25 protein-coding genes are annotated in these 23,959 nt (G+C 66.4%); 13 read left to right on the top strand and 12 right to left on the bottom strand.

The features are described 5' to 3' along the window. Positions 1–13: 13 nt before the first annotated feature. The 4 genes from U0R18_RS16705 to U0R18_RS16690 all read right to left on the bottom strand — a co-directional run bounded on the left by U0R18_RS16705 (position 14) and on the right by U0R18_RS16690 (position 4,058). The gene (locus U0R18_RS16705) at positions 14–1,186 is read right to left on the bottom strand and encodes a restriction endonuclease subunit S (RefSeq protein WP_526370331.1); all 1,173 of its coding nucleotides are present in this window, start codon (positions 1,184–1,186) and stop codon (positions 14–16) included. Further along, a complete protein-coding gene (locus U0R18_RS16700) occupies positions 1,183–2,640 on the bottom strand; it encodes an HsdM family class I SAM-dependent methyltransferase (RefSeq protein WP_526370329.1) in 1,458 nt (485 codons plus the stop codon). The genes U0R18_RS16705 and U0R18_RS16700 overlap by 4 nt, the downstream gene beginning before the upstream one ends. Before the next feature lie 102 nt (positions 2,641–2,742). Further along, positions 2,743–3,681, bottom strand: a complete 939-nt coding sequence (locus U0R18_RS16695; RefSeq protein WP_526370327.1) for a hypothetical protein — start codon at positions 3,679–3,681, stop codon at positions 2,743–2,745. A gap of 26 nt (positions 3,682–3,707) precedes the next feature. After that, positions 3,708–4,058: a VOC family protein gene (locus tag U0R18_RS16690; protein ID WP_526370325.1), complete on the bottom strand. Its 351-nt coding sequence runs from the start codon at positions 4,056–4,058 to the stop codon at positions 3,708–3,710. A gap of 1,255 nt (positions 4,059–5,313) precedes the next feature. On the opposite strand from U0R18_RS16690, the gene U0R18_RS16685 reads away from it, so the two are divergent. From U0R18_RS16685 to U0R18_RS16655, 7 genes are read left to right on the top strand one after another with little or no spacing between them, the layout of a single operon-like run. Further along, positions 5,314–5,931: a hypothetical protein gene (locus tag U0R18_RS16685; RefSeq protein ID WP_526370323.1), complete on the top strand. Its 618-nt coding sequence runs from the start codon at positions 5,314–5,316 to the stop codon at positions 5,929–5,931. 17 nt (positions 5,932–5,948) lie between these two features. Continuing rightward, a complete protein-coding gene (locus U0R18_RS16680; protein ID WP_526370321.1) occupies positions 5,949–6,428 on the top strand; it encodes a hypothetical protein in 480 nt (159 codons plus the stop codon). A gap of 40 nt (positions 6,429–6,468) precedes the next feature. Next, on the top strand, positions 6,469–7,065 hold the full coding sequence (locus U0R18_RS16675; RefSeq protein ID WP_526370319.1) for a TetR/AcrR family transcriptional regulator: 597 nt from the start codon (positions 6,469–6,471) through the stop codon (positions 7,063–7,065). Then, positions 7,062–8,123, top strand: coding sequence for a DUF1214 domain-containing protein (locus U0R18_RS16670; protein ID WP_526370317.1), 1,062 nt, complete (start codon positions 7,062–7,064; stop codon positions 8,121–8,123). Before U0R18_RS16675 ends, U0R18_RS16670 begins: the two co-directional genes overlap by 4 nt. Next, positions 8,120–9,367 (top strand): sulfotransferase, encoded by a 1,248-nt coding sequence (locus U0R18_RS16665; protein WP_526370315.1) that lies wholly within the window; start codon positions 8,120–8,122, stop codon positions 9,365–9,367. Before U0R18_RS16670 ends, U0R18_RS16665 begins: the two co-directional genes overlap by 4 nt. 44 nt (positions 9,368–9,411) lie before the next feature. Next, complete coding sequence (locus U0R18_RS16660; protein WP_526370313.1) at positions 9,412–10,776, top strand: WS/DGAT/MGAT family O-acyltransferase; 1,365 nt, start codon at positions 9,412–9,414, stop codon at positions 10,774–10,776. 1 nt (position 10,777) lies between these two features. After that, a complete protein-coding gene (locus U0R18_RS16655; protein ID WP_526370311.1) occupies positions 10,778–11,239 on the top strand; it encodes an NUDIX hydrolase in 462 nt (153 codons plus the stop codon). Positions 11,240–11,299: 60 nt separating this feature from the next. Here U0R18_RS16655 and U0R18_RS16650 read toward each other — a convergent pair whose 3' ends face one another. The 3 genes from U0R18_RS16650 to U0R18_RS16640 all read right to left on the bottom strand — a co-directional run bounded on the left by U0R18_RS16650 (position 11,300) and on the right by U0R18_RS16640 (position 12,968). Further along, positions 11,300–11,827 carry a lipoprotein LpqH gene (locus U0R18_RS16650; protein ID WP_526370309.1) on the bottom strand — a complete coding sequence of 176 codons (528 nt, stop codon included), beginning with the start codon at positions 11,825–11,827 and terminating at the stop codon, positions 11,300–11,302. A gap of 148 nt (positions 11,828–11,975) precedes the next feature. Then, positions 11,976–12,413 (bottom strand): lipoprotein LpqH, encoded by a 438-nt coding sequence (locus U0R18_RS16645; protein WP_526370307.1) that lies wholly within the window; start codon positions 12,411–12,413, stop codon positions 11,976–11,978. A 21-nt stretch (positions 12,414–12,434) separates the two neighbouring features. Then, positions 12,435–12,968, bottom strand: coding sequence for a lipoprotein LpqH (locus tag U0R18_RS16640; RefSeq protein WP_526370305.1), 534 nt, complete (start codon positions 12,966–12,968; stop codon positions 12,435–12,437). A 68-nt stretch (positions 12,969–13,036) separates the two neighbouring features. On the opposite strand from U0R18_RS16640, the gene U0R18_RS16635 reads away from it, so the two are divergent. Continuing rightward, a complete protein-coding gene (locus tag U0R18_RS16635) occupies positions 13,037–13,786 on the top strand; it encodes an HAD-IB family hydrolase (RefSeq protein WP_526370303.1) in 750 nt (249 codons plus the stop codon). A 9-nt stretch (positions 13,787–13,795) separates the two neighbouring features. Next, positions 13,796–15,025: a tRNA guanosine(34) transglycosylase Tgt gene (tgt, locus tag U0R18_RS16630; RefSeq protein ID WP_526370301.1), complete on the top strand. Its 1,230-nt coding sequence runs from the start codon at positions 13,796–13,798 to the stop codon at positions 15,023–15,025. Here the strand turns inward: tgt and U0R18_RS16625 are convergent. After that, complete coding sequence (locus U0R18_RS16625; RefSeq protein ID WP_526370299.1) at positions 15,004–16,053, bottom strand: amidohydrolase family protein; 1,050 nt, start codon at positions 16,051–16,053, stop codon at positions 15,004–15,006. The genes tgt and U0R18_RS16625 overlap by 22 nt on opposite strands. A gap of 83 nt (positions 16,054–16,136) precedes the next feature. On the opposite strand from U0R18_RS16625, the gene U0R18_RS16620 reads away from it, so the two are divergent. Further along, entirely contained in the window at positions 16,137–17,363 is a 1,227-nt protein-coding gene (locus U0R18_RS16620; RefSeq protein ID WP_526370297.1) for a cytochrome P450, read from the top strand. On the opposite strand, the gene U0R18_RS16615 is transcribed toward U0R18_RS16620, so the two are convergent. Together U0R18_RS16615 and gluQRS are read right to left on the bottom strand one after the other, a co-directional pair. Beyond that, positions 17,353–18,723, bottom strand: coding sequence for a flavin monoamine oxidase family protein (locus U0R18_RS16615; RefSeq protein WP_526370295.1), 1,371 nt, complete (start codon positions 18,721–18,723; stop codon positions 17,353–17,355). The genes U0R18_RS16620 and U0R18_RS16615 overlap by 11 nt on opposite strands. Before the next feature lie 16 nt (positions 18,724–18,739). Next, positions 18,740–19,690, bottom strand: coding sequence for a tRNA glutamyl-Q(34) synthetase GluQRS (gene gluQRS, locus U0R18_RS16610; protein ID WP_526370293.1), 951 nt, complete (start codon positions 19,688–19,690; stop codon positions 18,740–18,742). A gap of 167 nt (positions 19,691–19,857) precedes the next feature. Between gluQRS and U0R18_RS16605 the strand changes: the two genes are divergently transcribed. Next, a complete protein-coding gene (locus tag U0R18_RS16605) occupies positions 19,858–20,925 on the top strand; it encodes a GlxA family transcriptional regulator (protein WP_526370291.1) in 1,068 nt (355 codons plus the stop codon). Between the two features lie 14 nt (positions 20,926–20,939). Here the strand turns inward: U0R18_RS16605 and U0R18_RS16600 are convergent, their stop codons facing one another. Further along, positions 20,940–21,389: a lipocalin-like domain-containing protein gene (locus U0R18_RS16600; protein WP_526370289.1), complete on the bottom strand. Its 450-nt coding sequence runs from the start codon at positions 21,387–21,389 to the stop codon at positions 20,940–20,942. Beyond that, a complete protein-coding gene (locus tag U0R18_RS16595) occupies positions 21,386–22,231 on the bottom strand; it encodes an MBL fold metallo-hydrolase (RefSeq protein ID WP_526370287.1) in 846 nt (281 codons plus the stop codon). The genes U0R18_RS16600 and U0R18_RS16595 overlap by 4 nt, the downstream gene beginning before the upstream one ends. Positions 22,232–22,417: 186 nt before the next feature. Between U0R18_RS16595 and U0R18_RS16590 the strand changes: the two genes are divergently transcribed. Beyond that, positions 22,418–22,663, top strand: a complete 246-nt coding sequence (locus U0R18_RS16590) for a hypothetical protein (protein WP_526370285.1) — start codon at positions 22,418–22,420, stop codon at positions 22,661–22,663. A 54-nt stretch (positions 22,664–22,717) separates the two neighbouring features. Continuing rightward, positions 22,718–23,959 (top strand): IS21 family transposase, encoded by a 1,242-nt coding sequence (gene istA, locus U0R18_RS16585; RefSeq protein WP_526370283.1) that lies wholly within the window; start codon positions 22,718–22,720, stop codon positions 23,957–23,959.

Below are 23,959 nucleotides of genomic sequence, written 5' to 3'. Positions count from 1 at the left end.
TCACCCCCGACGATCACAGGTTTCCAGAGAATGCGCGGGACTGGAGTGAGGCGACTAGGGAGTCGAGTTGGTCAAGCTGGGCAACAGATTGCTTCATATGCACGTCGATCAATGTCGTGCGATTCAAGAATGCTCGCTGGTCGTCCAGCGAGGGGTGCGGCACCCTAACCGCGCGAAGCCCCTCGATATTTATGTTGTACTGGCCTGCCGAGGTCGTCGAGTTTTTCGTGAGCTGTCGCCGCCCGAGTCCATTCAAATAAGTGGCGGCGAAACGTGACAGGAGATTGCCGTGCAGCCTCGCCCGAATCAAGTACGAGGCGTACACCACGCCTTCCTTGGAGAGTCCTGCTTTTTCGAACGGTTCGGCAGTGAACACGGCACACCGACCGACGTTTTCACGGTTCCCATTCGTTCGAACAAAGAGTAGATCGCCGTCCTTGAGTTGAAGGCGCTTGGACTCCGCCTCACCAAGCTCCACAAACTTGAGGTCCCTGAGGTCTAGCGAGCCACCGAGCACGTTGGGGATCCTCAATACCGGTTGCCCGGCGCGCGTCGATTTGACGGACGTGCCGTATCGAAACTCTTCGACTAGGTCTGAAAGGGGAGTTCCGTCCGCACTGATGGCGTCCTGAAACATGTCGCAGAAGATCGACTGGATCGAACTCGCTAATCGGCGAAGCACGCTGCGACGCTTGGTCCGTAGACCCTCCGCATGGTCGAGAATATCGGCGATCCGGCGCTGTTCGGCCAAGTCCGGCAACGGGATTGGCCAGTTCTTTAGGTCGCCTAGGCTGATGTTGGGCTGCGCTCCTCCACGACCACGTGACCGCAGCTGTTCACGTTGCGACAGCAGATAGTGAAAGAGGTACTGCCGGTTGAGGCGTTTGTGGTCGGGTTGGACCGCCGCGATGGCTTGGTTGGTGGAGAGGCTCCGCCCGGCGATACCGAGCTTTCCGATGGATGCGCCGTACATGGCCACCAGGACTGTGCCATCAGGAATGACCTTCGCTGCGCTATTCGTAAGACCAGCAGGAGTGAGTGATTCCTTCGTCTGCTTGACGTAGGAATCATTGAGATCAGTGATTGACACCCATGGTGTGCCCTCACCGAAATAGTCGGCATTCGTCCTCGAAGGTGTACCGCCGCTGACAAGTTCAGCGACTTCCCCCAGCCGCGCCACCTTCACGACAGCATCGCCTTCAGCTCGGCCAGACCCTTGGTGATCTCCTCTTCGAGTTTCTCAATGTCGGCGATGATCTCCAACGGGGGTCGGTGTTCCACGTCGTCGTGGACGATCTCCTTGTATCGGTTGAGGGAAAGGTCGTAGCCCTGGGCGACGATGTCGGCCTTTGGGACGCAGAAGGATTGGTCGGTCCTGGCCCGTTTCCGTTCGGACGTAGTGCGTTTGCCCCATCGGGTGAGGGCATCGGGCAGATCGTTTGCCTCGACGGGGTTCCGCTTGTCGTCGAGGGAGAACCCGTCGGCCTGCACGTCGTAGAACCAGACATCCTCTGTGCCACCGGAGTTGGTCTTGGTGAACAGAAGGATGGCGGTAGAGACACCGGCATAGGGGCGGAACACCCCGGAGGGCAGCTTGACGATTCCGTCGAGTTTCTGGTCTTCGACAAGGATTCGCCGAAGGGCCTTGTGGGCGGTGGAGGAGCCGAACAGAACTCCGTCGGGGACGATGACCGCCGCCCGTCCGCCCGGCTTGAGCAGCTTCAGGAACAAGGCCAGGAACAGCAGTTCGGTCTTCTTGGTCTTGACGATCCGTTGGAGGTCCTTCGAGGTCGACTCGTAGTCCAGCGTCCCGGCGAACGGAGGGTTGGCCAGGATCAGGGTGTACTTCTCGGCGTCCCCGCTCGCCCCTTCCGACAGGGAGTCCCGATAGCGGATGTCCGGTGATTCGACGCCGTGCAGCAGCATGTTCATGCTGCCGATGCGCAGCATGGTGGCGTCGAAGTCGTAGCCGTGGAACATGCTGGCGTGGAAGTGTTTCCGCTGCGCCGCGTCGGTCAGGACCGAGGGGTGTTGTTCGCGGACGTACTCCGATGCTGCGACCAGGAACCCTGCGGTGCCGCAGGCGGGGTCGCAGATCTCATCCGACGGTTGTGGGGCGACCATGTCGACCATCAGCTTGATGATGTGTCGAGGGGTCCGGAACTGGCCGTTGACGCCTGCCGTGGCGATCTTGGACAGCAGGTATTCATACAGGTCGCCGGTGGTGTCCCGGTCGGCCATCGGGATGTCGTCGAGCATGTCCACCACCCGCGACAACAATTGCGGGGTCGGGATGGTGAACCGGGCGTCCTTCATGTGCTCGCCGTAGGTCGAGCCGTCCCCGCCGAGAGCCTGGAGGAATGGGAAGACCTTGCCGCCGACCGTCTTGTACATGACGGCGGGTTCGTCGTTCTTGAACCGCGACCACCGCAGATCCTGCTGATCGGGGCCGAAGATGACACCCTCGCTCTTGCCGGTGCGGTGGGCCTTTTTCTCCGCCAGGATGTTGAGGTCATCCAGGCGTCGAATGAACAACAGGTAGGTGATCTGCTCGATGACCTCCAGGGGGTTGGAGATGCCGCCGGACCAGAAGGCGTCCCACACCCGGTCGACCTTGCTCTTCAACTCGCCGGTGATCACCCTCTGCGCCCCTTCACCCTCGTCAACATGGAACTGAACGGAACTTTATACAGCGCGGGGCGGACAACAGCGGATCGTTCGACGTCCTTGCACCCAGGCGATTCACGAGACGAATGGCCGTCCGTCATCGGCTGTCTTTTTGGCCTGTTTGGAGCCGACGTAGTGGCCGAACATCCACAGCAGGTTGTCGGTCTCGGTGTAGGTCATGTGCTCTGGCGTCAGTGCCACCCCGGCGAGGGTGTACCGAAGGTAATTCTGGACTGGCTGATTGCGCTGTTTGATGAGCATCAACAGCCGCTCGAAACCCGCGGTCGCAGCCAACGCTGATAGTTCATCGTGCTCCACCCACGTGTTGAGCAATCCAACAATGTGTACATCGGGTTTGAAGCCGGGCCAGCCCAGATTTCGAAGAAACTCACTGCCGAGGGCGTGGGACATCCCCGGGACTTTGCGTTCGGCCACGGGGACGACCGCGGCGCGTGTCAGGTACTCGTTGCCCGGCCACCTGACTGTCGGATTGACGAAGTACGACACGACACACGGCATAAGGTGCGCTGGGTCTAACGGGGCGCCGTTGAGGTCGTTGAAAGCGTTGCCGACGTCGCAGATGGTGGCGTAGTAGTCGTCATCGGCGGCTAATCGATGCGCCCACTTGATGATTGCGTCGATGTCGGTTCTGGCGGTCAGTCCGTAGAAGATGGATTCCAACGCTGCGCGGTCAACGTCGTCGGCGACGGCGGCGGGGTCGTAGTGGTGGAGGACCTCGTCGAGGTTCGCCGCGTCGGCCCTGCGTTTGAAAACTGCCCAATCGCGCATGCTGCTGCCCAACGACATCACTGCTGCTCGGAAAACCTCCGCGTTGGACAGGTGCTGGTCGAGCGGGTCGAAGCCCGCCGGGCGGTTCTGGCCCATCTTCTCGACAACTTTTCGCAGAAAGGGAAGTGCATGCCGGTCGAGGTCGACCTCGACCTCATAGTCCTCGCCGATCTTCTGCCGGAATGTGTCCACTTCGCGGGCAATCAACTCGATGTCGAACTGCATCCGTCCCCCCGGTTCTACCGCAGCAGCTAGTCCTGCATATTGTCACGAAGCTGACTCAAATGAACCCGATTCCCGTCGGGGTCCCGGGTGGTCAGCCGATGTCGCAGCGGTAGCTCATAAAGAACGCCGACGCCGTCGAGTCGATGGGCGATTGCGGCGATATCGGGAACACGGAATCCGAGCTGAACCGTGGTGGCTGGTCGGTCATCTGCCGGATAGATCTGAACAGCGGTATTCCCGAGTGCACCGTCGTAATGCCGTGGGTGTCCTGGTTCTTCGACGAGAAACAGGTCGACGCCCAACGCCGTGTAGAAGGCGAACGAGCGGTCAACATCGGCCACGAACAGGGTCAGTTCGAGCAGACTGGGTCCATTCACCCGGTGATGGTGTCACCGGGTACTGACATCCTGGGGCTTGGCGATGGGGGTTGAACCGTGGACGACGACAACGGCTGGCACTGGGGCTATGACCGGTGTGGGCGTTACCAGTACCGGCGGGTCCTCGGGCGGGTAACGAATCCGAACCACCTGGAACCCACGGTGGCTACACCTACGGACGTGCCTGCCCTGAGTGTCGTCCGCCCGTACCGCAGGACGTGGGACCAAGGAGTTGACGCAGATGAACGCCGATGACCGACTGCTGGTGCGCTGGCGGGAGAAGACCGGTAATCCGTACCTGACGTTGAGCGTCGCCCAAGACGTGGACCGCATCGATGTGCGGTACCGGCACTTCAGTTCGGTTGCCACCCAGTTTGGGAGTCGCACACCAGAGGCTGGCCCTGTGGCGACTGCGCCCCATACTGTTGCTCACCGATGCACGGTGCACCCACCTGGCGAACACCGATCACGCCGATAGCACGCACCCATTTTCCAGTCCCGTCGCCTTGTGCAGAGCAGATCATTTGTGCGCCAGTCGATGTCTGTCCAAACTGGAATCGCTCGAAGTTGGCACACGGAGCACCTTCTACTGCGCCGCTGACTAATCCCGGCAGTCCGTACTCCTGAGACATCGGTAGCGGGCACTGGCCAGTCAGGGCGCCGATCGAGTTGATCTCAGCATTGGATCGAAGGTCACCCGCGTAGTCGATCTGATTCGTGCACCGGTTGTCGGCCCGGGCAACCGGTGTCCCGGCCACGAAACCGCCGACCAGCGTGAGCACCGCTGCCGTTAACGTCGCCACCATTACTGTCCCCGCCCTCATGCGGCACATCTTCGCACCCGGATGTCCCAAGGGCTGACGATTTCGAAGAACGGGTGCGGGCTATTCGTCGGTCGCGGTGCGTGACCCACCATGTGCCCACATTTTGCCCACAGTTACAGATACTTCGGGTGATCGCCGTTGATTCACATCCGCTGTTCAGGCGTACATGGCCTGGTCAACCAGCACCCGATTTATGCTTCAAATCCCTCCGCCACCGCCATAGCCCCGAACCTGTCCACGCAGGTGAGGGGCTATTTCAATGGGGGTCTCCCAGGTGTTCTTCCGCGGCGGAATGCAACGGCGACGAGCCATCCGGAGCTCCCCCGTGCTGCTCTTCGGCAGCGAACGACGTCCCTCCAATTCCGTTCCAATTCGCCCTGTCTACCGTTCGCCGATTGCTCGTCCGTCCTGAGATCCCGAGGAGAACACGCATGAACATCGGCCCGAAGGCGGCGGTGGCGGCAGTTGCGGCTGCGGCCCTGTTGACCGCCGGATGCGGTGGAAAGTCAGAAGCACCGGCGTCATCCACCTCCTCGGCCAAGTCCGAGTCGACCAGTGCGGCGGCCACGAGCAAGGCGTCGCCGACCGCCGCGGCCGCCGATCGCAGCAAGCTGTTGATCGACGCGGCCGACATCGTGGCACCGGGCGACACGTTCACCGCCCAGGAGCCCACCATGAACCCGGCGGGTGCGGACGGGGTGGCCACGGTGTTCTCCAACGGTGGCGACACCCGCGAGATCGGCGACACCATCCTGGTCCTGCCCGACGCCGCGGGTGCGGCAACCGCACTGCAGGGCGCCAAGGCCGCCCTCGGTAGTTCGGTCGTCGGCGGCACCCCCGCATCGGCGTCGATCGGAACGGACTCGGTGATCGTCGCGGGTAAGTCGCCCGACGGCGCCAAGGAGGTGACCGTCCTGCTGTTCACGCAGGGGCCGGCCTTCACCACACTCGAATTCGACAGTGCCGCCGGCGATCCGGTGCCGCAGGAGTTCGTGCTCGACGTCGCCGGCAAGCAGGCCAAGAAGATCGCCGACGGCCTCGGCGGCTGAGCCCCACCGCATCTGACGTGTCCGGCTTCTGGCGGAACTGGTGGTCCACGTCGAGGTTCCCGGCCGAGATCCAGGATCAGCTGGCCCGGGAGCACGTCCTCGTGATGGCCGAAAGGGCCTCTGTGGTACGGCATTTCAGCGGCCACGTACCGGGAGTGTTCTCGTCGGCCAGCGCCACCCGCTTTCGCGGCGCCTTCGCCCTGACCGCCACCCGGGTGGTCGCCACGCTACCCACCGGTGCCGACCCCCGGTTGATGGCGATCGACTCGCCCTGGTACGTACCGCGCGGAGCGGGCCGGGTGACGATCGGTCCGGACGGGTTGCTCCTGGACGTCGCGCTGCACGCGGTCGACCCGGCGTTCAGTGGCTCGATGAGCCTGAAGTACAGACACGCGATCACCGATGACCTGCTGGGGGACCTGCCGTCGACGCAGCTCTGGTGCGCTGTGGATCCCCTGTTGGTCTACCGGGCAGTGGGTGTGCGTCCGAAGAAGTAACCCTTGACCTAATTACGTTACGTATTGTAAATATAATCGCGTGACCAATGGTGACACGGGACGCGGACGACCGCGTGACCCGCGCACTGACGACGCGATCATGGCCGCCACCCGGCACCTGCTCGCCCGCGATGGCTACGACCAGGTGTCCATTGACGCCATCGCCAAGGAGGCCGGCGTCAGCCGGCCCACGATCTACCGCCGCTGGCCATCCAAGGCGCACGTGGTGTTCGACGCGGCCTTCGGTGAACCGGGTGACCGGATGCCGATCGGCGCCGGGGGGATCGAGGCCGAGATCTGCGAGTTCGTCCGTGGCACAGTCGAATTCTGGGGTGAACCGGTGGTACGGGCCGCCGCGCTGGGGATCCTGGCCGACCGGGCCCGCGATCCGGAGTTGCAGATCCGGACCCAGCAGCTACTGGACGAGCAGACCCGCGGGGCATTCACTGCACTGGCCCGGCGCGGCATCGACGCGGGGGCGTTGCGTGCGGACCTGGAGATCGGCACGCTCTACGAACTGCTCATCGGATCGGCCTTCTTCGCCGTCCAGGTCCAGCACCGGACCGACACCACCGACCTCATCGAGGAACTGTGCTCGCTGATCCTGCAGGGAGCCATCAGAAGGGACAAGCCATGACGGATCTGACCCAGGCCTACAACGAACTGCTCGACGAGCTGCGCGCCTTCGAACAGAAGCTACGCGAGGCGGATCCCCCTCTGCCGCAACAGGATCTGCTCGATGGCTACCGGCTGGGCTTCTCCCTGCTGCGGGTCGCCGTGGACACCTATGTCTGGGCCGACAAGGACGATCCGATCCTGTCCGACGTCATCGGGCCCTACCTGAAGTGGGGCGGTGACAACTCCGATGCCTACTACCAGTGCATGCCCGTCGACCCGGCCCGGACCTACCACGTCAGCGGCAACCGCGGCGACGCGGTGTACCTGTCGATGACGGTCTACGGCGGCCCCGACGACGGCCGCTACAGCGACCGGATCGTCGGCACTCTCAACGACCGGCAACTCGAATTCGACGCCGACGGGAACTTCTCGTTCACCATGAGCCCCGATCCCCAGCCCGGCCCGTGGCTGAAGCTCGAACCCGACGCGGTGGTCGGTATCACCCGCGACTATGTGACCGCCCGCGACACCGACCGGCGGCCGGTCTGGAAGGTTCGGACCGTCGATCCGCCGTTGCGCCGCAACGACTCTCCCGAGGATCTGGACCGGCGGTTGCGGGCGGCCCGGACCTGGCTGCGCGAGCAGTTCAACATGGTGCCGATCAACCTGAACCCGCCCAACGAGATCGCCGAACCGTACCCGGTGCCCAGCCAGACCTACGGCTGGGCGGCCGGCGACGCCGCCTACGCAATGGGCTGCTACGAACTGGGCCCGGATCAGGCGCTCATCATCGAGGGCACCTCGCCGGACTGCGTGTTCTGGAACCTGTGCCTGTGGAATCCGTTCCTGCACACCTACGACTTCCGGCGGGAACGGGTGACCATCAACGGCACCGAGGTGCAGTACGAACCCGACGGCTCCTGGCGCGTCGTCGTCAGCCCATCCGACCCCGGCCACCCGAACTGGGTGTCGACGGCCGGCCGCGGCAAGGGGCTGATCTGGTTGCGCTGGTTCCTGCCCGAGGCGACCCCGGCCCGGCCCCAGTGTCGCGTCGTGGACGTCAAGGACGTGCAGTGAGCACCCGGCCGGCCGATATCCGGCTGACCGATCTGGCCGATCCGGTGTACCCCGAAGCGTCCCAACCGATCCGCGATGGGCTGGCCGGCTACGGCGCGACCCTGCGCCTGGAACCCGAGGCGCTGCGGGAGGCGGCCACGGCGCGCACCGGCCTGAGCGATTTCGGGGACCCGGCGTTCCGGGAGCGGCTCGACATCCTGTGCACCGCGCTGCGGACCGAGGCGGGCCTGTCGGATACCGGCGTGGCCATGGTCTTCGAGCAACTGGTGGGCAACCTGATCAACCGGCTGCGGCTGCAGGCGCTGCTCACCGATCACCCGGAGATCGCGGACATCCCGATCGAACGGCCCATCATCATCTGCGGACTGCCCCGCACGGGCACGACGCACCTGCACAACCTGATGGCCGCCGATCCGGACCTGCGGCAGCTGTCCTACTGGGAGAGTCTGGAACCCTTCCCGGCGCCGGACGAGCCGGGCGAACAGGCGCGGCGGGACCGCTGCGCGGCCGGTCTGGACATCGTGAACACCTCGATGCCCGAGTTCAAGCGGATGCACGATATGACCGTCGATCACGCGCACGAGGAGATCCAGCTCCTCGCCAACGACATCTCCGGCATGCTGTTCGAAACCACGTACCGGATCCCGAGTTTCGCCGCGCACTACAAGGCCCACGACCAGTCCGCGTCGTACCAGCACATGAAGATGCAGCTGCGGGCCATGCAGTGGCTGCGCCCCGACGCGGGCGGCCGGTGGCTGCTGAAATCCCCCCAGCATCTCGAGCAGTTCCCCACCCTGCTGAATACCTTTCCGGATGCGACTTTCATTGTGACGCATCGGGATCCGGTCGAGGTGACGTTGTCGATGGCAACGATGATCAGCTACGCGTCGCGGATGGCCAACGATCATCCCGACCCCGTGGCGATCTCCCGGTACTGGCTCGACCGGGCCGGGGACCTCTTGGGCGGCTGCCTGCGTGACCGCGACCTGCTGCCGGCCGGACAGTCGATCGACGTCCGGTTCACTGACTTCATGGCCGACGAGGAAGGCACCATCGCCCGGATCTACGAGCTGGCCGGTCAGCCGCTGACCGCGCAGGCGCGCGCGGCGATGACGCAGTTCCGCACCGAGCATCCCCGCGGCCGGCACGGCGGCGTCCGGTACAACGCCGAGGATCTCGGTCTGGACGCCGATGCCGTCGGTCGCCGGCTGGCCGTCTATCGAGAGCGGTTCGTCACCTCCTGATCGAAGCGGACCTCGGTGGCGCCCCGGGCGGGTAGGAATGACGCATGGAACTGCTGTCCCCGACGGACTCGATCTTCCTCATCGGCGAGTCCCGCGAGCACCCGATGCACGTCGGCGCGTTGCAACTGTTCGACCCACCCGCCAATGGCCCGGACGGCTTCGTGCACGAGCTCTACGAGCAGGTGACCGCGCTCACCGACTTCTCGCCGATGTTCCGCAAGCGTCCGGCGACGCTGCTCGGCGGGATCGCCAACATCGGCTGGACGGTCGACGACGACGTCGACGTCAGCTACCACCTGCGGCGGTCGGCGCTGCCCACACCCGGCCGGATCCGTGATCTGCTCGAGCTGATCTCTCGGCTGCACAGCACGCTGCTCGACCGGCACCACCCGCTGTGGGAGGCCCACGTCATCGAGGGCCTGCCCGAGGGCCGGTTCGCGGTGTACACCAAGATGCATCACTCGCTGGTCGACGGGGTGTCGGCGCTCAAGCTCACCATGCGGGCGCTCTCGGACGATCCCGACGACACCGAACTGCGGGTGCCGTGGGCCCTGCCGGCGAGGACCTCCAAGAGGCCCGCGGTGGAGGGTCCGGGATTGCTGCGCACGATCGCCGGAACGGTGGGATCCGTTGCGGGCCTGGCTCCCTCGACGGTCAAACTCGCCAATGCGGCGCTGATCGAGCAGCAGTTGACATTGCCGTTCACCGCACCCAGGACGATGTTCAACGTCAAGATCGGCGGAGCCCGGCGGTTCGCCGCGCAGTCGTGGCCGTTCGAACGGATCCAGCGCGTCAAGGCGGCGGCGGGGGTCACCGTCAACGACGTGGTGCTCGCGATGTGCGCCGGGGCGCTGCGGGCCTACCTGATCGAGCAGAACGCACTGCCCGACGCCCCGCTGATCTCGATGGTCCCGGTGAACATGCGCTCCGACGGGGACAGCAGCGCTGGCGGGAACATGGTCGGCACCGTGCTCTGCAGCCTGGCCACCGACGTCGAGGATCCGGGCCACCGTCTCGAGGCCATCAGCGCGTCGATGCGCGGCAACAAGGAAGTGTTCGCCTCCCTGCCGAGGACGGAGGCGCTGGCCCTGTCCGCGTTGATGATCGCCCCGCTGGGTCTGGGCGCCGTCCCCGGCTACGTCGCCGCGGCGCCACCGCCGTTCAACGTCGTGATCTCCAACGTGCCCGGGCCGCGGCAGCCGATGTACTGGTGCGGCGCGCGGATGTCGGGGGACTATCCGGTCTCCATCGTGATGGACAACCTGGCGCTGAACATCACCCTGGTGAGCAATGACAAGAATCTGGACTTCGGGCTGATCGGCTGCCGGCGCAGCGTGCCGCATCTGCAGCGGCTACTGGGCCACCTCGAGGATTCGTTGGCCGACCTCGAGCGCGCCTTCGGCGTCTGAGATGCCCAGGCGCAGTGCGGGAGTGCTGCTCCATCGCGGTACGGGCACCGACCTCGAGGTGCTCATCGTCCATCCCGGAGGCCCGTTCTGGGCCCGCAAGGACGACGGCGCATGGAGCATCCCCAAGGGCGAATACACCGATGACGAGGATCCGTGGCAGGCGGCCAGGCGCGAATTCGCCGAGGAGTTGGGTCTGCCGGTGCCCGACGGGCAACGCGTCGACCTCGGTGAGATCCGGCAGTCGGCTGGCAAGGTGGTGACCGCCTTCGCGGTGGCCGCCGACCTGGACGTGACCGAAACGCATAGCAACACAGTCGAATTGGAGTGGCCGCGCGGTTCCGGCCGGCTCCGGGATTTCCCGGAGGTGGATCGTGTCGAATGGGTGCGGTTGGAGGTCGCCCGGGTCAAACTCCTTGCGGCGCAAACGGTTTTCCTCGACCGGCTGTGCGAGCGGCTGGCCTGAACGTGCCGAGGGCGGCACCCGCAGTGGGTGCCGCCCTCGGTCGGGAACGTCGTGCGAGAACTACGGGCAGGTGACCGCGATCTCGAACGGCTTGGTCATGGGCTGCATCGGGTTGGCCATGTCGACCCCCGTCGCGGTGCCCTTGATGGTGTAGGTGTTGCCGTCCTTGGTGGCGGTGGCCTCCCCGCCCGGGGCGCCTTCGGTGAATCCGAGGGCGACGCCGTTCACGTTGCCCAGTCCGACCTGCTTCACGGCCGGCGAGTCACCCTCGGTGAGCTGGGCGCCGATACCGGTGGTCGCGTTGCCGATCGCGATCTGGACGTTTCCGCCCATCGCGGTGCACACCACGGTGCCCTCGACATTCTGGTCCTGGCCGTCGATGCTGACCTTGGCCTTGCCGGCCTCGGGGTTGCCCTTGACGGCGTCGGTGGCCGACGTCACCGCGCTGCTGGCCTCGGAGGCGGCGCTCTTGGCGGTCTCCTTGGCCGAGGAGGTCGCGTCGCTGACCGACTTGTTGCTGGAACAGCCGACGAGGCTGCTGAACACGATGGCCGCCCCGCCCACCGTGAGCACGAAAGCTTGCTTCACCCCTGCATCTCCTTTTTTTGGTGCCCGACGACGCCGTCGGACTTCACGGAGAAGTATGGTTCGTCGCGATCCGAACGGACGCCGAATAGCGAAACTGGGTGTAGTCTGATCGGCCGCTGATGGCCCGCAGCCGGCTGATCGCTGCAGGTCAGCAGGCGGCTTTGATGGTGAAGGTGCCGCTGGACCGGAAGCTGGGTTTGTCGGTGGCGAAACCGTCGGCAGTGCCCGTGATGGTGTATGTCGACCCGGACAGCGATACGTCCGCCTTACCGCCGAGGCCCTCGTTGAAGCTGCCCGTGAAATTGGCCAGATCGCGGAGGCTGACCGACTTGGCGACCAGACCGTCGGCGTTGGAGATCACCGCGGTGCTGCCCTGCTGATCGTTGCCGGTGCTGATGGTCAGGTAGGCGCCGGCGGGCGTGCACTGGACCGCGTGGAACTCCCCGAGGTCGTCGTCGTTGACCGTGATGCGGGCGGTGCCGGCGGTCAGTGAGCCGGCCGGCGTGGGTGGGGGAGGCGCCGTGTGCGACGAACACCCGGCCACCGCGGCCAGTCCGACCACTGCCCCAACGAAGAACCTGTTCACGCGATGAATGTAGCCGTCCGGTCAGGGGCAGGTGGCCGCAATGTCGAACGGAAGGTCGATGGGCTTGTCCGGTGCGTCGGCCGTCGCTCCGGTGCTGGTTCCGCTGACCGTGAAGGTGCTGCCGGTGCGGGTGGCCTCGACCTTCCCGGAAACGCCGTTCACATAGGCCAGCGACGGGCCGGAGCCCAGTTCGCCGATGGTGACCGTCTGGATCGCCGGACTGGCCTCGTCGGTGACGACCAGGGTGGTCTTGGGGTTCGACTCGATGGTGACGGTGACCACGCCAGATGCGGTCTCGCACGTCACCGCGGCCTCGGCGCCCAGGTCGGCGTTGTTGAGCGAGACGTGGCCCGTTCCCGGCTTGGCGCCTGGTGCGGCCGGGGTCGCGGGCGCACCAGCAGGTGCGCTGGTCTCGGATCCTGCGACGGCGCTGCTGGTGGCCGCCGATCCCGCCGTCGACGTGGCGTGGTCGGCACCGTCCTTGGCGGCCGAGCAACCGGCGAGGGAAGCGACCACGGCCGCAGACGTCAGACCGAGAACCAGAGCAGATTTCATGGTGTCGAGTATCGCCCCCGCGCTCCGGCCGCAGCCGGGCAGGTCGGTCGCCGGTAGATTCAGCGGCAATGGAGGCCATCCCGGACATCCCCGCCGAGATCCTCGCCGGACCGACGGGCGCACGTGTCGGGGCGTTCTTCGACCTCGACGGCACGTTGGTGCAGGGGTTCACCGCCGCGGTCCATCTCGGGCACCGGATCCGGCACCGGCAGGCCCGGCTCGGTGAGCTGACCGGAACGCTCGAGGCGGCGCTGCGCTACCGATTCGGCCGGATGCGGTTCGAGCATCTGCTGTCCCGCGCCGGCGGTTATCTGCGCGGTGAGTCGCTGGACGAGTTGCACGAACTGGGCAGCCGGCTCTATGTGCAGCGCATCGAATCCCGCGTGCACGCCGAGATGCGGGACGTCGTCGCCGCGCATCGGCAGGCCGGTCACACCCTGGTGATGTGTTCGTCGGCGATGACCATGCACGCCGCGCCCATCGCGGCCGCACTGGCCATCCCGCACGTCATCTGCAATCGGTTCGACGTCGACGCCGACGGTCGGCTGACCGGGGCGATCATCCGGCCGATCATCTGGGGCCGACGCAAGGCGCAGGCCGTCACGGACTTCTGCGCGGCCAATGACGTTGAGCTGCAGCACAGTTACTTCTACGCCGACGGCGCCGAGGATCTACCGCTCATGCTCGAGGTCGGCAATCCGCGGCCGGTCAACCCGCGCCCCGGGCTGGCCGCGGCGGCGACCGAACACGGCTGGCCGGTGCTGCGGGTGGGCCGACCGGCGCGGCGCCGGTCGGGAAACGGCCGGGCATCGGGTTGAATACCTGACGTGGCGGACTTCTTCACGGTGGGCGAGCGCCTGCCCGGCACCCGCGGCCGCACCGGGGTCATCCACACGCCGCACGGCGATATCCAGACCCCGGCGTTCATCGCCGTCGGCACCAAGGCCACGGTCAAGGCCGTCCTGCCGGAGACCATGAAATCCCTTGGTGCCCAAGCGGTATTGGCCAACGCGTACCACCTCTACCTGCAGCCCGGTCCCGATGTCGTCGACGAGGCCGGCGGCCTGGGCGCCTTCATGAACTGGTCCGGGCCGACGTTCACCGACAGCGGCGGGTTCCAGGTGCTCTCCCTGGGCTCGGGTTTCCGCAAGGTGCTCGCGATGGACACCGAGCGGGTGCAGGCCGACGACATCATCGCCAAGGGCAAGGACCGTCTCGCGCGGGTCGACGACGACGGCGTGACGTTCACCTCACACCTGGACGGTTCGACCCATCGGTTCACCCCGGAGGTGTCGATGGGCATCCAGCACCAACTGGGCGCCGACATCATCTTCGCGTTCGACGAACTCACGACGCTGGTCAACACTCGCGGCTACCAGGAACAGTCGGTGCAGCGGACCCATGATTGGGCGGTGCGGTGCCTGGCCGAGCACCGGCGGTTGACGCTCGAACGCGCCGGCAAGCCGTATCAGGCCCTGTTCGGGGTGGTGCAGGGCGCGCAGTACGAGGATCTGCGCCGGGCCGCGACCCGAGGGCTGGTGTCGCTGGCGGACGACGACGGCAACGGCTTCGACGGCTACGGCATCGGGGGAGCCCTGGAGAAGCAGAACCTCGCGACCATCGTCGGCTGGGTGACCGACGAGTTGCCCGAGGACAAACCGCGGCACCTGCTGGGCATCAGTGAACCCGACGACCTGTTCGCGGCCGTCGCCGCCGGCGCCGACACGTTCGACTGCGTGTCGCCGTCCCGGGTGGCCCGCAACGCCGCCATCTACTCGGTCACCGGCCGGTACAACGTCACCGGCGCGCGGTACAAGCGGGACTTCACGCCGCTGGATCCCGAATGCGACTGCTACACCTGCGCCAACTACACGCGCGCCTATGTCCACCATCTCTTCAAGGCCAAGGAGATCCTGGCCGCGACGCTCTGCACCATCCACAACGAGCGGTTCATCATCCGGTTGGTCGACCAGATCCGGGCGTCGATCACCGCCGGCGAATTCGACGAACTGCGCGGGCACACCCTGGGCCGCTACTACGGCACGGCCACCCGGTAGACCCGGCGCGCGTTGTCCCGCAGGATGCGGGACTCGTCGAACTGGTCGCCGAGCACGTCGCGCAGCAGCGAAACACTCTGTGCCAGAGAAATATTGGGCTTGTCCATCGGGAAGTTCGAGGACCAGAACGTGCGCTCCGGGCCGAACGAGGACTGCAGGTGCGTGATCAACGGTGCCGCGGCGTCGCGCCGCTGCGGATACGGAACCGGCCCCAGGCCGAGCACCGGCATGCCCAGGCCGCTGTGCTTGGCGACGACGTTGGGTAGTCCGGCGAGTGCCGCGATGTCGTCGCGCCACCGTGCCACGATGTCGCGCCGTGTCGCGGCGTCGGTCCCGGTCGCGCGTCCGGCGGGGCCGAACGCGCCCGCCGGTGTGCCGTAGTGGTCGAGGACGAAAGAGGTGTCGGGGTACTCGCGCGCCAGGACCAGCGCATCGGGCAGCTGGTGCGCGTACGCCCACATGTCGAAGCTCAGATCGCGCTCCGCGAGGGCGGCGAAGCCACGCAGGAACGCCGGATCCGTGTACAGGTGTGCGGCCGGGTTCCAGTCCATGATGCCGGGGTCGTCGCTGTGTGCGGCCATACAACGAACCCCGCGAACGAGCGGGCTCGCGGCCAGGTGGGCGTCCAGCAGTGCACCGAATGTCGGCTGCGTCGGGTCGGCGTGGACGACGATGGCACCCAGCGCCGGTGCGCCGCCGAGGCCGAAAGGGAGCCGGGCGATCCAGCGGGTCTCCTCGGCCGGGCCCAGGGGATCCTTTGCGTGCCAACCGGCTTCGACGTGCACCACGGTTCCGACGCCGGCCGGGGCGCCGTCGGCGCGGTAGTCCGCGGGCAGGTAGGGGGCGAGCACGTATTGCGGATCGCCGACGAAGTCGCGGACCGGGCGCGGGAACATTCGCCGCAGCGCCGGTGCGAGTATCGGTGCGCGGCGCAGGATCTTGGCGGCCGTCGAGGTCACCCGCGGCGTGGTGTAGGGGTCCCATTGGTGGATGTGGGCATCGACGACCGATACCGCGGTGTCCGTCACCCCACCACTGTGCGGGCGGCGAGCGTCGTCCGCAGGGAAAGCGCGGAATCCGGGTGCTCGGCCCGGGCAGGCACACTGGAGTCATGACCGCCGTCACCGATCCGCAGGAGCTGCTCGTGCGGCTGCTGGACCCGGCCAGCCGATCCGACCCCTATCCGCTCTACGCGCAGATCCGCGAACACGGCGTGCTGGAGCTACCGGCCATGCACCTCGTGGTGTTCTCCGACTTCGATTCCTGCGACGAGATCCTGCGGCACCCGATGTCGGCCAGCGATCGGATGAAGGCCACCGTGACCCAGCAGGCGGTCGCCAGCGGCCAGGCGGTCCGCCCGCTGGGTGAGCCGGGATTCCTGTTCCTGGACCCGCCGGATCACACGCGCCTGCGCAAGCTCGCCCAGCAGGCGTTCGCGCCCCGGGTGGTCAAGGCGCTCGAACCCGAGATCGCCGCCCTGGTCGAGGGATTGCTCGCGGATATCGGCAGCACCCCGACAACCTTTGACGCGATTGCCGATCTGGCCTATCCGCTGCCCGTGGCGGTCATCTGCCGGCTGCTCGGCGTGCCGATGGAGGACGAGCCGCAGTTCAGCCGCGCGTCGGCGTTGCTGGCGCAGGGCCTGGATCCGTTCGTCGCGTTCACCGGGCAGGTGTCCGACGACTTCGATGACCGGGTGCAGGCCGGGTTGTGGCTGCGCGGCTACCTGCGCGACCTGATCGGACAGCGCCGGGAAGCACCGCGTGAGGACCTCATCTCGGCGTTGATCGCCGCGGAGGAGGACGGCGACCACCTCAGCGCGGAGGAGATCGTCGCCACGTGCAACCTGCTGCTGATCGCCGGGCATGAGACGACGGTCAACCTCATCGCCAATGCGGTGCTGGCGCTGCTGCGCGATCCGGCTCAGTGGTCGGCGCTGGTCGACGATCCCGGCCGGGCGGCCGCTGTCGTCGAGGAGACGTTGCGATTCGACCCGCCGGTCCAGATGACCAGTCGGGTGGCCGCCGAGGACATGACCGTCGGCGGCGTGCACGTGCCCAAGGGCGACATCATGATGCTGCTGTTGGCCGGCGCGCAGCGGGATCCGGCCAGCTACGACCACCCGGACCGGTTCGACCCCGACCGTGGCGCCATCCGGCACCTGGCGTTCGGGCTGGGCCCGCACTTCTGCCTGGGTGCCCCGCTGGCCCGGCTGGAGGCCGTGATGGCGCTGACGGCGTTGGCGGCGAGATTCCCGCAGGCGCGGCTGGCGGCCGAGCCGGCCTACAAACCGAACGTCACCCTGCGGGGGATGGTGGCGCTGCCCGTCACGGTGTGAGTTCGGCGATCACGGCGTGCGCGGCCCGTTCGCCCGCCTCCACCGCGCCCTCCATGTACGCGCTCCACTGGTCCGCGGTATCCGTTGAGGCCCAATGGATCACGCCGATGGGTTCGGCGAGTGCGGCACCGAAGTGCGTCCACACCAGCGGTCCGAAATTGGTGTTGTAGCAGCCACGCGTCCACTGCCGCTCGGACCACTCGCCATCGGTGTACAGCTCGGGACGGGCGGCCCGGGGACCGAAGTGCCGAACCAGTTCGGCCGCCAGCAGGTCGCGGCGGTCCTCCTGCGGCATCCGGCCGAAGGTCCGGGCCTGCTCGCCCTCCAGGAACAGCAGGATCACGCCGTGATCGTCGCCGGGCATGCAGGTGTCGTTGGACATCCGGGCCGGCCCGACATCGGAGATCACCTGGCCGTTGAGGCCGTCGGCCCGCCAGAACGGTTCGTCGTAGACGAAGAACGCCTTCATCGCCGACGCGTTGGGCAGCCGCTGGGTGAGCAGATCGCGCGTGCCGGGCAGCGGGGGGTCGTACATGATCCGGCCGGCCAGCGTCGGAGAGATCGCCACGATCACCCGCCGTCCGCGCGCCACCAACCCGCCCCGGCAGTGCACCGTGACACGGTCGGCGCTGTGCTCGATCAGCTGCACCGGGGCGCCCAGCACGATGTGCTCGGAGATGAGGGCGGCCAGCCGGTTGGGGATCTCGGCGGTGCCGCCGACGAACCGGGTGGTCTGCGCGCCGCCCTCGGACTCGGCGAACAGCTCGGAGGTGACCCCGCAGGTCTGGATGGTGAAGAGCAGGTGCAGGAAGGACACCTCGACGGTCGGCACCGCCAGGATGCCCACCGTGCAGATCTCCAACAGTTCGCGGGCCACCGGCGAAAGTCCTTGTGCGTCATACCAGGATCCGGCGGTGATGGCGTCCCATTCCGCGGCGTGCGGGGCCGACCACGGTGCGTCCGTGGGGACCTCGGCGGCCAGTTCGTCGAGCCTGCGCAGCACCTTCTCCAGCTCTGCCAGATCGTCGGCGAAACGTTCGTGAAAGGTGTTCTCCCGCAGCACTCCCGAGCCCACCAACTCGTACGAGGTCTCGCCCTGGTCGTACTGGGCGAATGTCTCCACACCCAGTTCGGCGGCCAGTGCGAACATCCGGCGGTGGGTGTCGCCGATCCACTGGGCGCCGATCTCGACGGGAAGGCCCGGGGCCACCTCCTCGGTCAGGATCCGACCGCCCACCCGGTCGTCGGCCTCGAGGACCAACGGTTGCAGGCCGGCGGCGATCAGGGTGCGGGCAGCGATCAGACCGGACAGGCCGGCGCCGACGACGATGACGTCGGCCTCACGTACGGCGGGAGACATGCTGCACACCTTGCCATCAGCGGGGCCGGTCGACCCACGGTTCGCGCGGGAGTCGCGCCGGGTCGAACTCGGCGAGCATGCCGTCGACGGTGTCGGCGCGGTAGCCGAGCGAATCCGCGATCAGGCGCAGCGCTGTCGGGACCCCGAGTTCGGCCAGCGTCACCGCGCCGTCGCGCTTGGCCAATCGCTTGCCGTCGGTGTTGAGGGCCAGGGGCACGTGCGCGTACACCGGCGGCCGGTGCCCCAGCAGGGTGCCGAGGTAGGCCTGCCGGGGTGCGGAGGCCAACAGGTCGTCGCCGCGGACCACCTGGTCGACACCCTGGGCCGCGTCGTCGACGACGACCGCCAGGTTGTAGGCCGGCACCCCGTCGCCGCGGCGCAGCACCAGATCGTCCACCACCCCGGTGTAGGTGCCGTGCAGCAGATCCGTGACGGTGTATTCGGTTGTCCCGGAACGTAATCGGAGCGCCGGTGGGCGGCCGGTCGCGCGGCGTTCGGCGCGCTGGGCATCCGTCAGGTCGCGGCAGGTCCCCGGATACGCGCCCTCGGGTGCGTGCGGGGCGCGCGGGGCCTGCAGGATTTCCCTTCTGCTGCAATAACATTCGTAGACCAACCCGCGGGCGGCCAGGTCATCGATCGCTGCGGTGTAGCGAGCGGAATGTGCGGTCTGGTACTCGGGTTCGGCGTCCCAGGTCACTCCGATGGCGGCCAGGTCGGCGATCTGACGCTCCGCGACGTCGTCGAAGGTGCGATCGTCGAGATCCTCGACGCGAACCAGGAATCGCCGCGCCGTCGAGCGGGCGAACAGCCAGGCCAGTACCGCGGTGCGCAGATTCCCGATGTGCAGGTCCGCCGACGGGCTCGGCGCGAATCGGCCGGCACCGGACGGGGAACTGGCCGCGGTCACGCCGTAATACTGCCAGCCCGCCGATCTACTCTGCAGCCACTGCGAGATCCACTCGCACATCGTGTCCGTGGCTGCAGGACAGATCCGCGTTGCGTTTCAGTGGCGCGAGGAGGCCCATGCGTCGGAGCCCGCTCGTCACGAACTGTCGCCAACCCGCACCGGCGGAATAGTCCGTCCACGGCAGGACTTGTTAGGTGGAAGTCGCTATCCGGATGAGGGGTTGACACATGAATCTCGCCAACATTCCTGACGTTGCCTTTGGTACCGGCGGCAAGACACCGCACACCTCGCGGGGGCGAGACAAGCACGTCGTGGCGGTGGTGATTCTTCCCGACACCATTGCATTGGGCGTCTATGTGGTGAAGACCGTGTTCGGTCAGCCGGCCGGCATGCTGGCGGAGGTGATGGGCATCGATCAGCCCTCTCCGTACGAGGTCGTGTTGTGTGGCGCCAGCCAGCGGCAGGTGCTGCCCAGCGGGATCGACTTCGGCGACCTTGCTCCGCTCGACGTGGCACGTGATGCCGACACTGTCGTCGTACCCGGTGTGGTCGAGCCCCTGGAGGCGCGCGACGCCGAGGTGTTGGAAGCGTTGCGTGATGCCTATGAAGCGGGGGCGCGGATTGTGTCGACCTGCAGCGGTGCCTTCATTCTCGGCCAGGCGGGCCTGCTCGACGGCCGCACGGCGACAACGCATTGGCTGCTTGCCGCAGAGTTCCGCCGAGCCTTTACTCGGGTACGCCTCGATATCGACCGGCTCTACGTCGATGACGGCCGGGTACACACTTCCGCGGGCCGGATGGCTGCGATGGACATGGCGTTACACCTTCTGGCGCTGGACCGCGGGCAGGTCGCGGCCAACGATATGAGCAGGGTCCTGGTCAGCGCGCCACAGCGTTCCGGTGGCCAGGCACAGTTCGTCAAGGACTCCCTTCTCGTCGGCCGCACGACGTCGATGGAGCCGCTGTTCGCGTGGCTGCGCGATAACGTGGAAAAGCCGCTGACTCTCGCCCAGATCGCCGCGCACCAGCATATGAGTGAACGCACCCTGGCCCGAAAGTTCCGCGCTGCCACCGGGATCACGGTGTTCGAATGGATCATCCGTGAACGGATCAACCGTGCCAAGGTGCTGCTGGAGACCACCGACTTCAGCATCGGCGAGGTCGCCGCGATGGCCGGGTTCGGTTCGACCGAGGGACTGCGTCGCCACTTCGATAAGGCCGTGGGCACCACCGCAGGGGCGTACAGGCGAACCTTTCGGCACCGTCCGGCAGGTGCCGGCGAAGCGGCGTCATAGGGCCTAGCGTGAGGTCAACGCGTCGGCCGCCGCCACACCAGCGTCGCGCGAGCGGATTGACCGGCGTGGTCGATGTCGGCGGCCAGCGTGAGCGTGCCGTCCCCGACGTGGCCATGCCTGATCTGAGGTTGCCCGATCCAATTGGGCAGCAAGGAGACTGACACATGGTGATAGAAGGTGCCACTGGCCTCGTCCAACTCGAAGGGCCCGGCGTAGGCAAGGTAGCCACGCGCCGCGGCGACCGTCTGCTCAGAGGTGCCGCCGAGCGGATCGGCTTCGTCGAAGGCCGGTCGGTCGCGGCTCATCAACTGCGCCGACATGAACCCGTCTTCGGTGTACGCGATGATGCCAGCAGGGGCGGTTCCCAACGGCCGGTCGAGCAGATCGCCGTCGCTGCCTCGAACTTCGTAGGACACCAATTCCCACGCCCCCAAGATCGCCTCGACCCGAACTGGTTCGGTCACTGCCGGACCAATGATCCGAGATCCAGACCGAACATCAGCCACGCTTGTGGACTCGACCAGTGTGGATAGAGCTTGTTCATCTCGTCGTAGAGTTCACGGTCACTGGTGGTGCTCTGCTGCAGTCGGCCGAAGTCGGTCAGGTACTGCTTGGATTCCTCGATCGTGTCCGGGGTGTCGGGCGCGCCTTCCTTCTTGTGCCCGGCGACAGCATGTTTCGGCTTCAACGCGGCGAGTCGGTCCAAGGCTGCGATCCAGTTGGCGCGGCTTTCGGCGGTGGTACCGCCGACATACATGTTGCACTGGTTGTAGAGCACGTCGCCGCCCACGACCAAGTCGATCGACGGAACATGAACTGATGTGGTGTGCACCGTATCGGTACGACCCTGCTCGATGATGCGGAGCTCGTGACCTTCGAGGGTGAAGGTGTCGCCGTCGAAAGATTCGGCCGCGGTGATCGAGGCCGGGATCTGCCCGGGCCAGCACTGTCTGAAGAAGTGCTGAAGCGGAATCGCCTGGGAGTGCATGAGTTCCACCGACCTGGGTGTGGCGATCGCCTGTGCGTCGGGGAAATGCCGAAGCAGTACACACAAACCGTAGAAGTGGTCGAAATGACCGTGGGTGATGTAGATGGTAGTGAGCTTGCGGTTGTGCAGAGCGATCCATGCAGCGAGCGCCTCAGCTTCGGCGACGGTGGTCAGGGCGTCGACCAGAACAGCCTCGCGCTCGCCGAAGATCAGCGTCGAGGTGGTCGGGTCCCAGCCCAGTGGCGGTCCGAACGGGCGCGGGCGTTCGCCCACGACGAGTTTCTCGGGAGCGGTGAACACATTGAAGCCAAGCGGCATGTCTGTGCCTCTCTGATCAAGAACCGGACACTCCTACGGTGCCTGCCGCGAACCCCTCGGCTGCCACCGATCACGCCACATTTGCCGCACTTGTCGCCGACATCGGCACAAGCTCCCGCGCAGACTCCAGACCCGGGCCAAGGTCGTCTCCAACGGATGACATCGACGACGAAAGAGGATGCTGCGGTGGATCTGGTCGACCGAGTACTGGAAGCACACGGCGGGGCGGACCGATGGTCAGCTATCTCGGGCCTCACGGCGCGAATATCGCTCGGCGGCCCCTTCTGGGCCGGTCGGGGTTGGCCCGGAATCTGGGCCGACCCGACGATCGACATGGATACGGCGCGAGAACGGATCACATTCTCCCCGTTCGTCGATCCCGGACGCAGTGTCACCTACGACGCCGGAACCGGCGTTGTTGACGACGGTTGAAGTTCCGGCCAGTAGCGACGGTTGAAAAGTAGGCCACCCAATCAGATTGGATGGGTGATCTCCTTGGAAGACTGGGCCTTGATCCGGCATCTTCACCGCAGCGAGGGTTTGTCGCAGCGGGCCATCGCACGACAGCTCGGTATTGCGCGGGACACGGTGGCCGGCGCGCTGGCCAGTGATGGTCCGCCGAAGTACGAGCGGACCTCGATGCCGTCGGCGATCAATGAGGTGGAGCCACGGATTCGGGCCTTGTTATCGGCGTATCCGCAGCTGCCGGCGACGGTGATCGCCGAGCGGGTCGGGTGGACCGGCTCGATCTCCTGGTTCCGGGAGCGGGTCCGGGCGATCCGTCCGGAGTACTTGCCCGCCGATCCGGTCGACCGCCTCGAGCATCCGCCGGGGCGGGTGATCCAGTGCGACCTGTGGTTCCCCGCGCCCAAGATTGCGGTCGGGTTCGGCCAGGAGGCGATGCTGCCGGTGTTGGTGATGGTCGCCGCGTTCTCCCGGTTCATCACCGCGGTGATGCTGCCCTCGCGCCAGACCATGGATCTGGTGGCCGGGATGTGGCAGCTGCTCTTGGGCAGCTTCGCCGCGGTTCCGCGTGAGCTGTGGTGGGACAACGAAGCCGGGATCGGACGTCGGGGCCGGCTGACCGATCCGGTCACCGCGTTGGTGGGCACGTTGGGGTCGCGGCTGGTGCAACTCAAACCCTATGACCCCGAATCCAAGGGGATAGTCGAGCGAGCCAACCGGTATCTGGAGACGTCGTTTCTGCCGGGCCGTCACTTCACCTCACCACAAGACTTCAATGATCAGCTCCAGCAATGGCTTCCGGTTGCCAACAGCCGTCGGGTGCGGGTCCTCGATGGCCGCCCGATCGATTTCCTCGATGCCGACCGAGCTCAGATGCTGAGGCTGCCGCCGGTGCCGCCGGTCGTGCAGACGCTGACCTCGGTGCGGCTGGGACGTGACTATTACGTGCGGGTGGCCGGCAACGACTACTCCGTGGATCCGACTGCGATCGGCCAACTCGTCGACGTGACCACCACCTTGACCCAAGTGACAGTGAGCCGGGCAGGGTGCCTGCTGGCGGCACACGAGCGCTGCTGGGCGGCGCGACAGACCCTCACCGACCCGGCCCACGTTCAGGTTGCCGCAACTCTGCGCCAGCAGTTTCAAGCCGGGGCGGCGCCGCAGGCGGGCGCTCACCTACTGCGCGATCTGGCCGACTACGACCGGGCATTCGGTGTCGACTTCGGCACGGGCACAGTCACTTCCGATGGTGAGGTTGCCTGA

The sequence above is a fragment of the Mycobacterium sp. genome, from assembly GCF_046330795.1.
GTDB lineage: Bacteria > Actinomycetota > Actinomycetes > Mycobacteriales > Mycobacteriaceae > Mycobacterium.
This window is presented reverse-complemented; position numbering and strand designations above follow the sequence as displayed.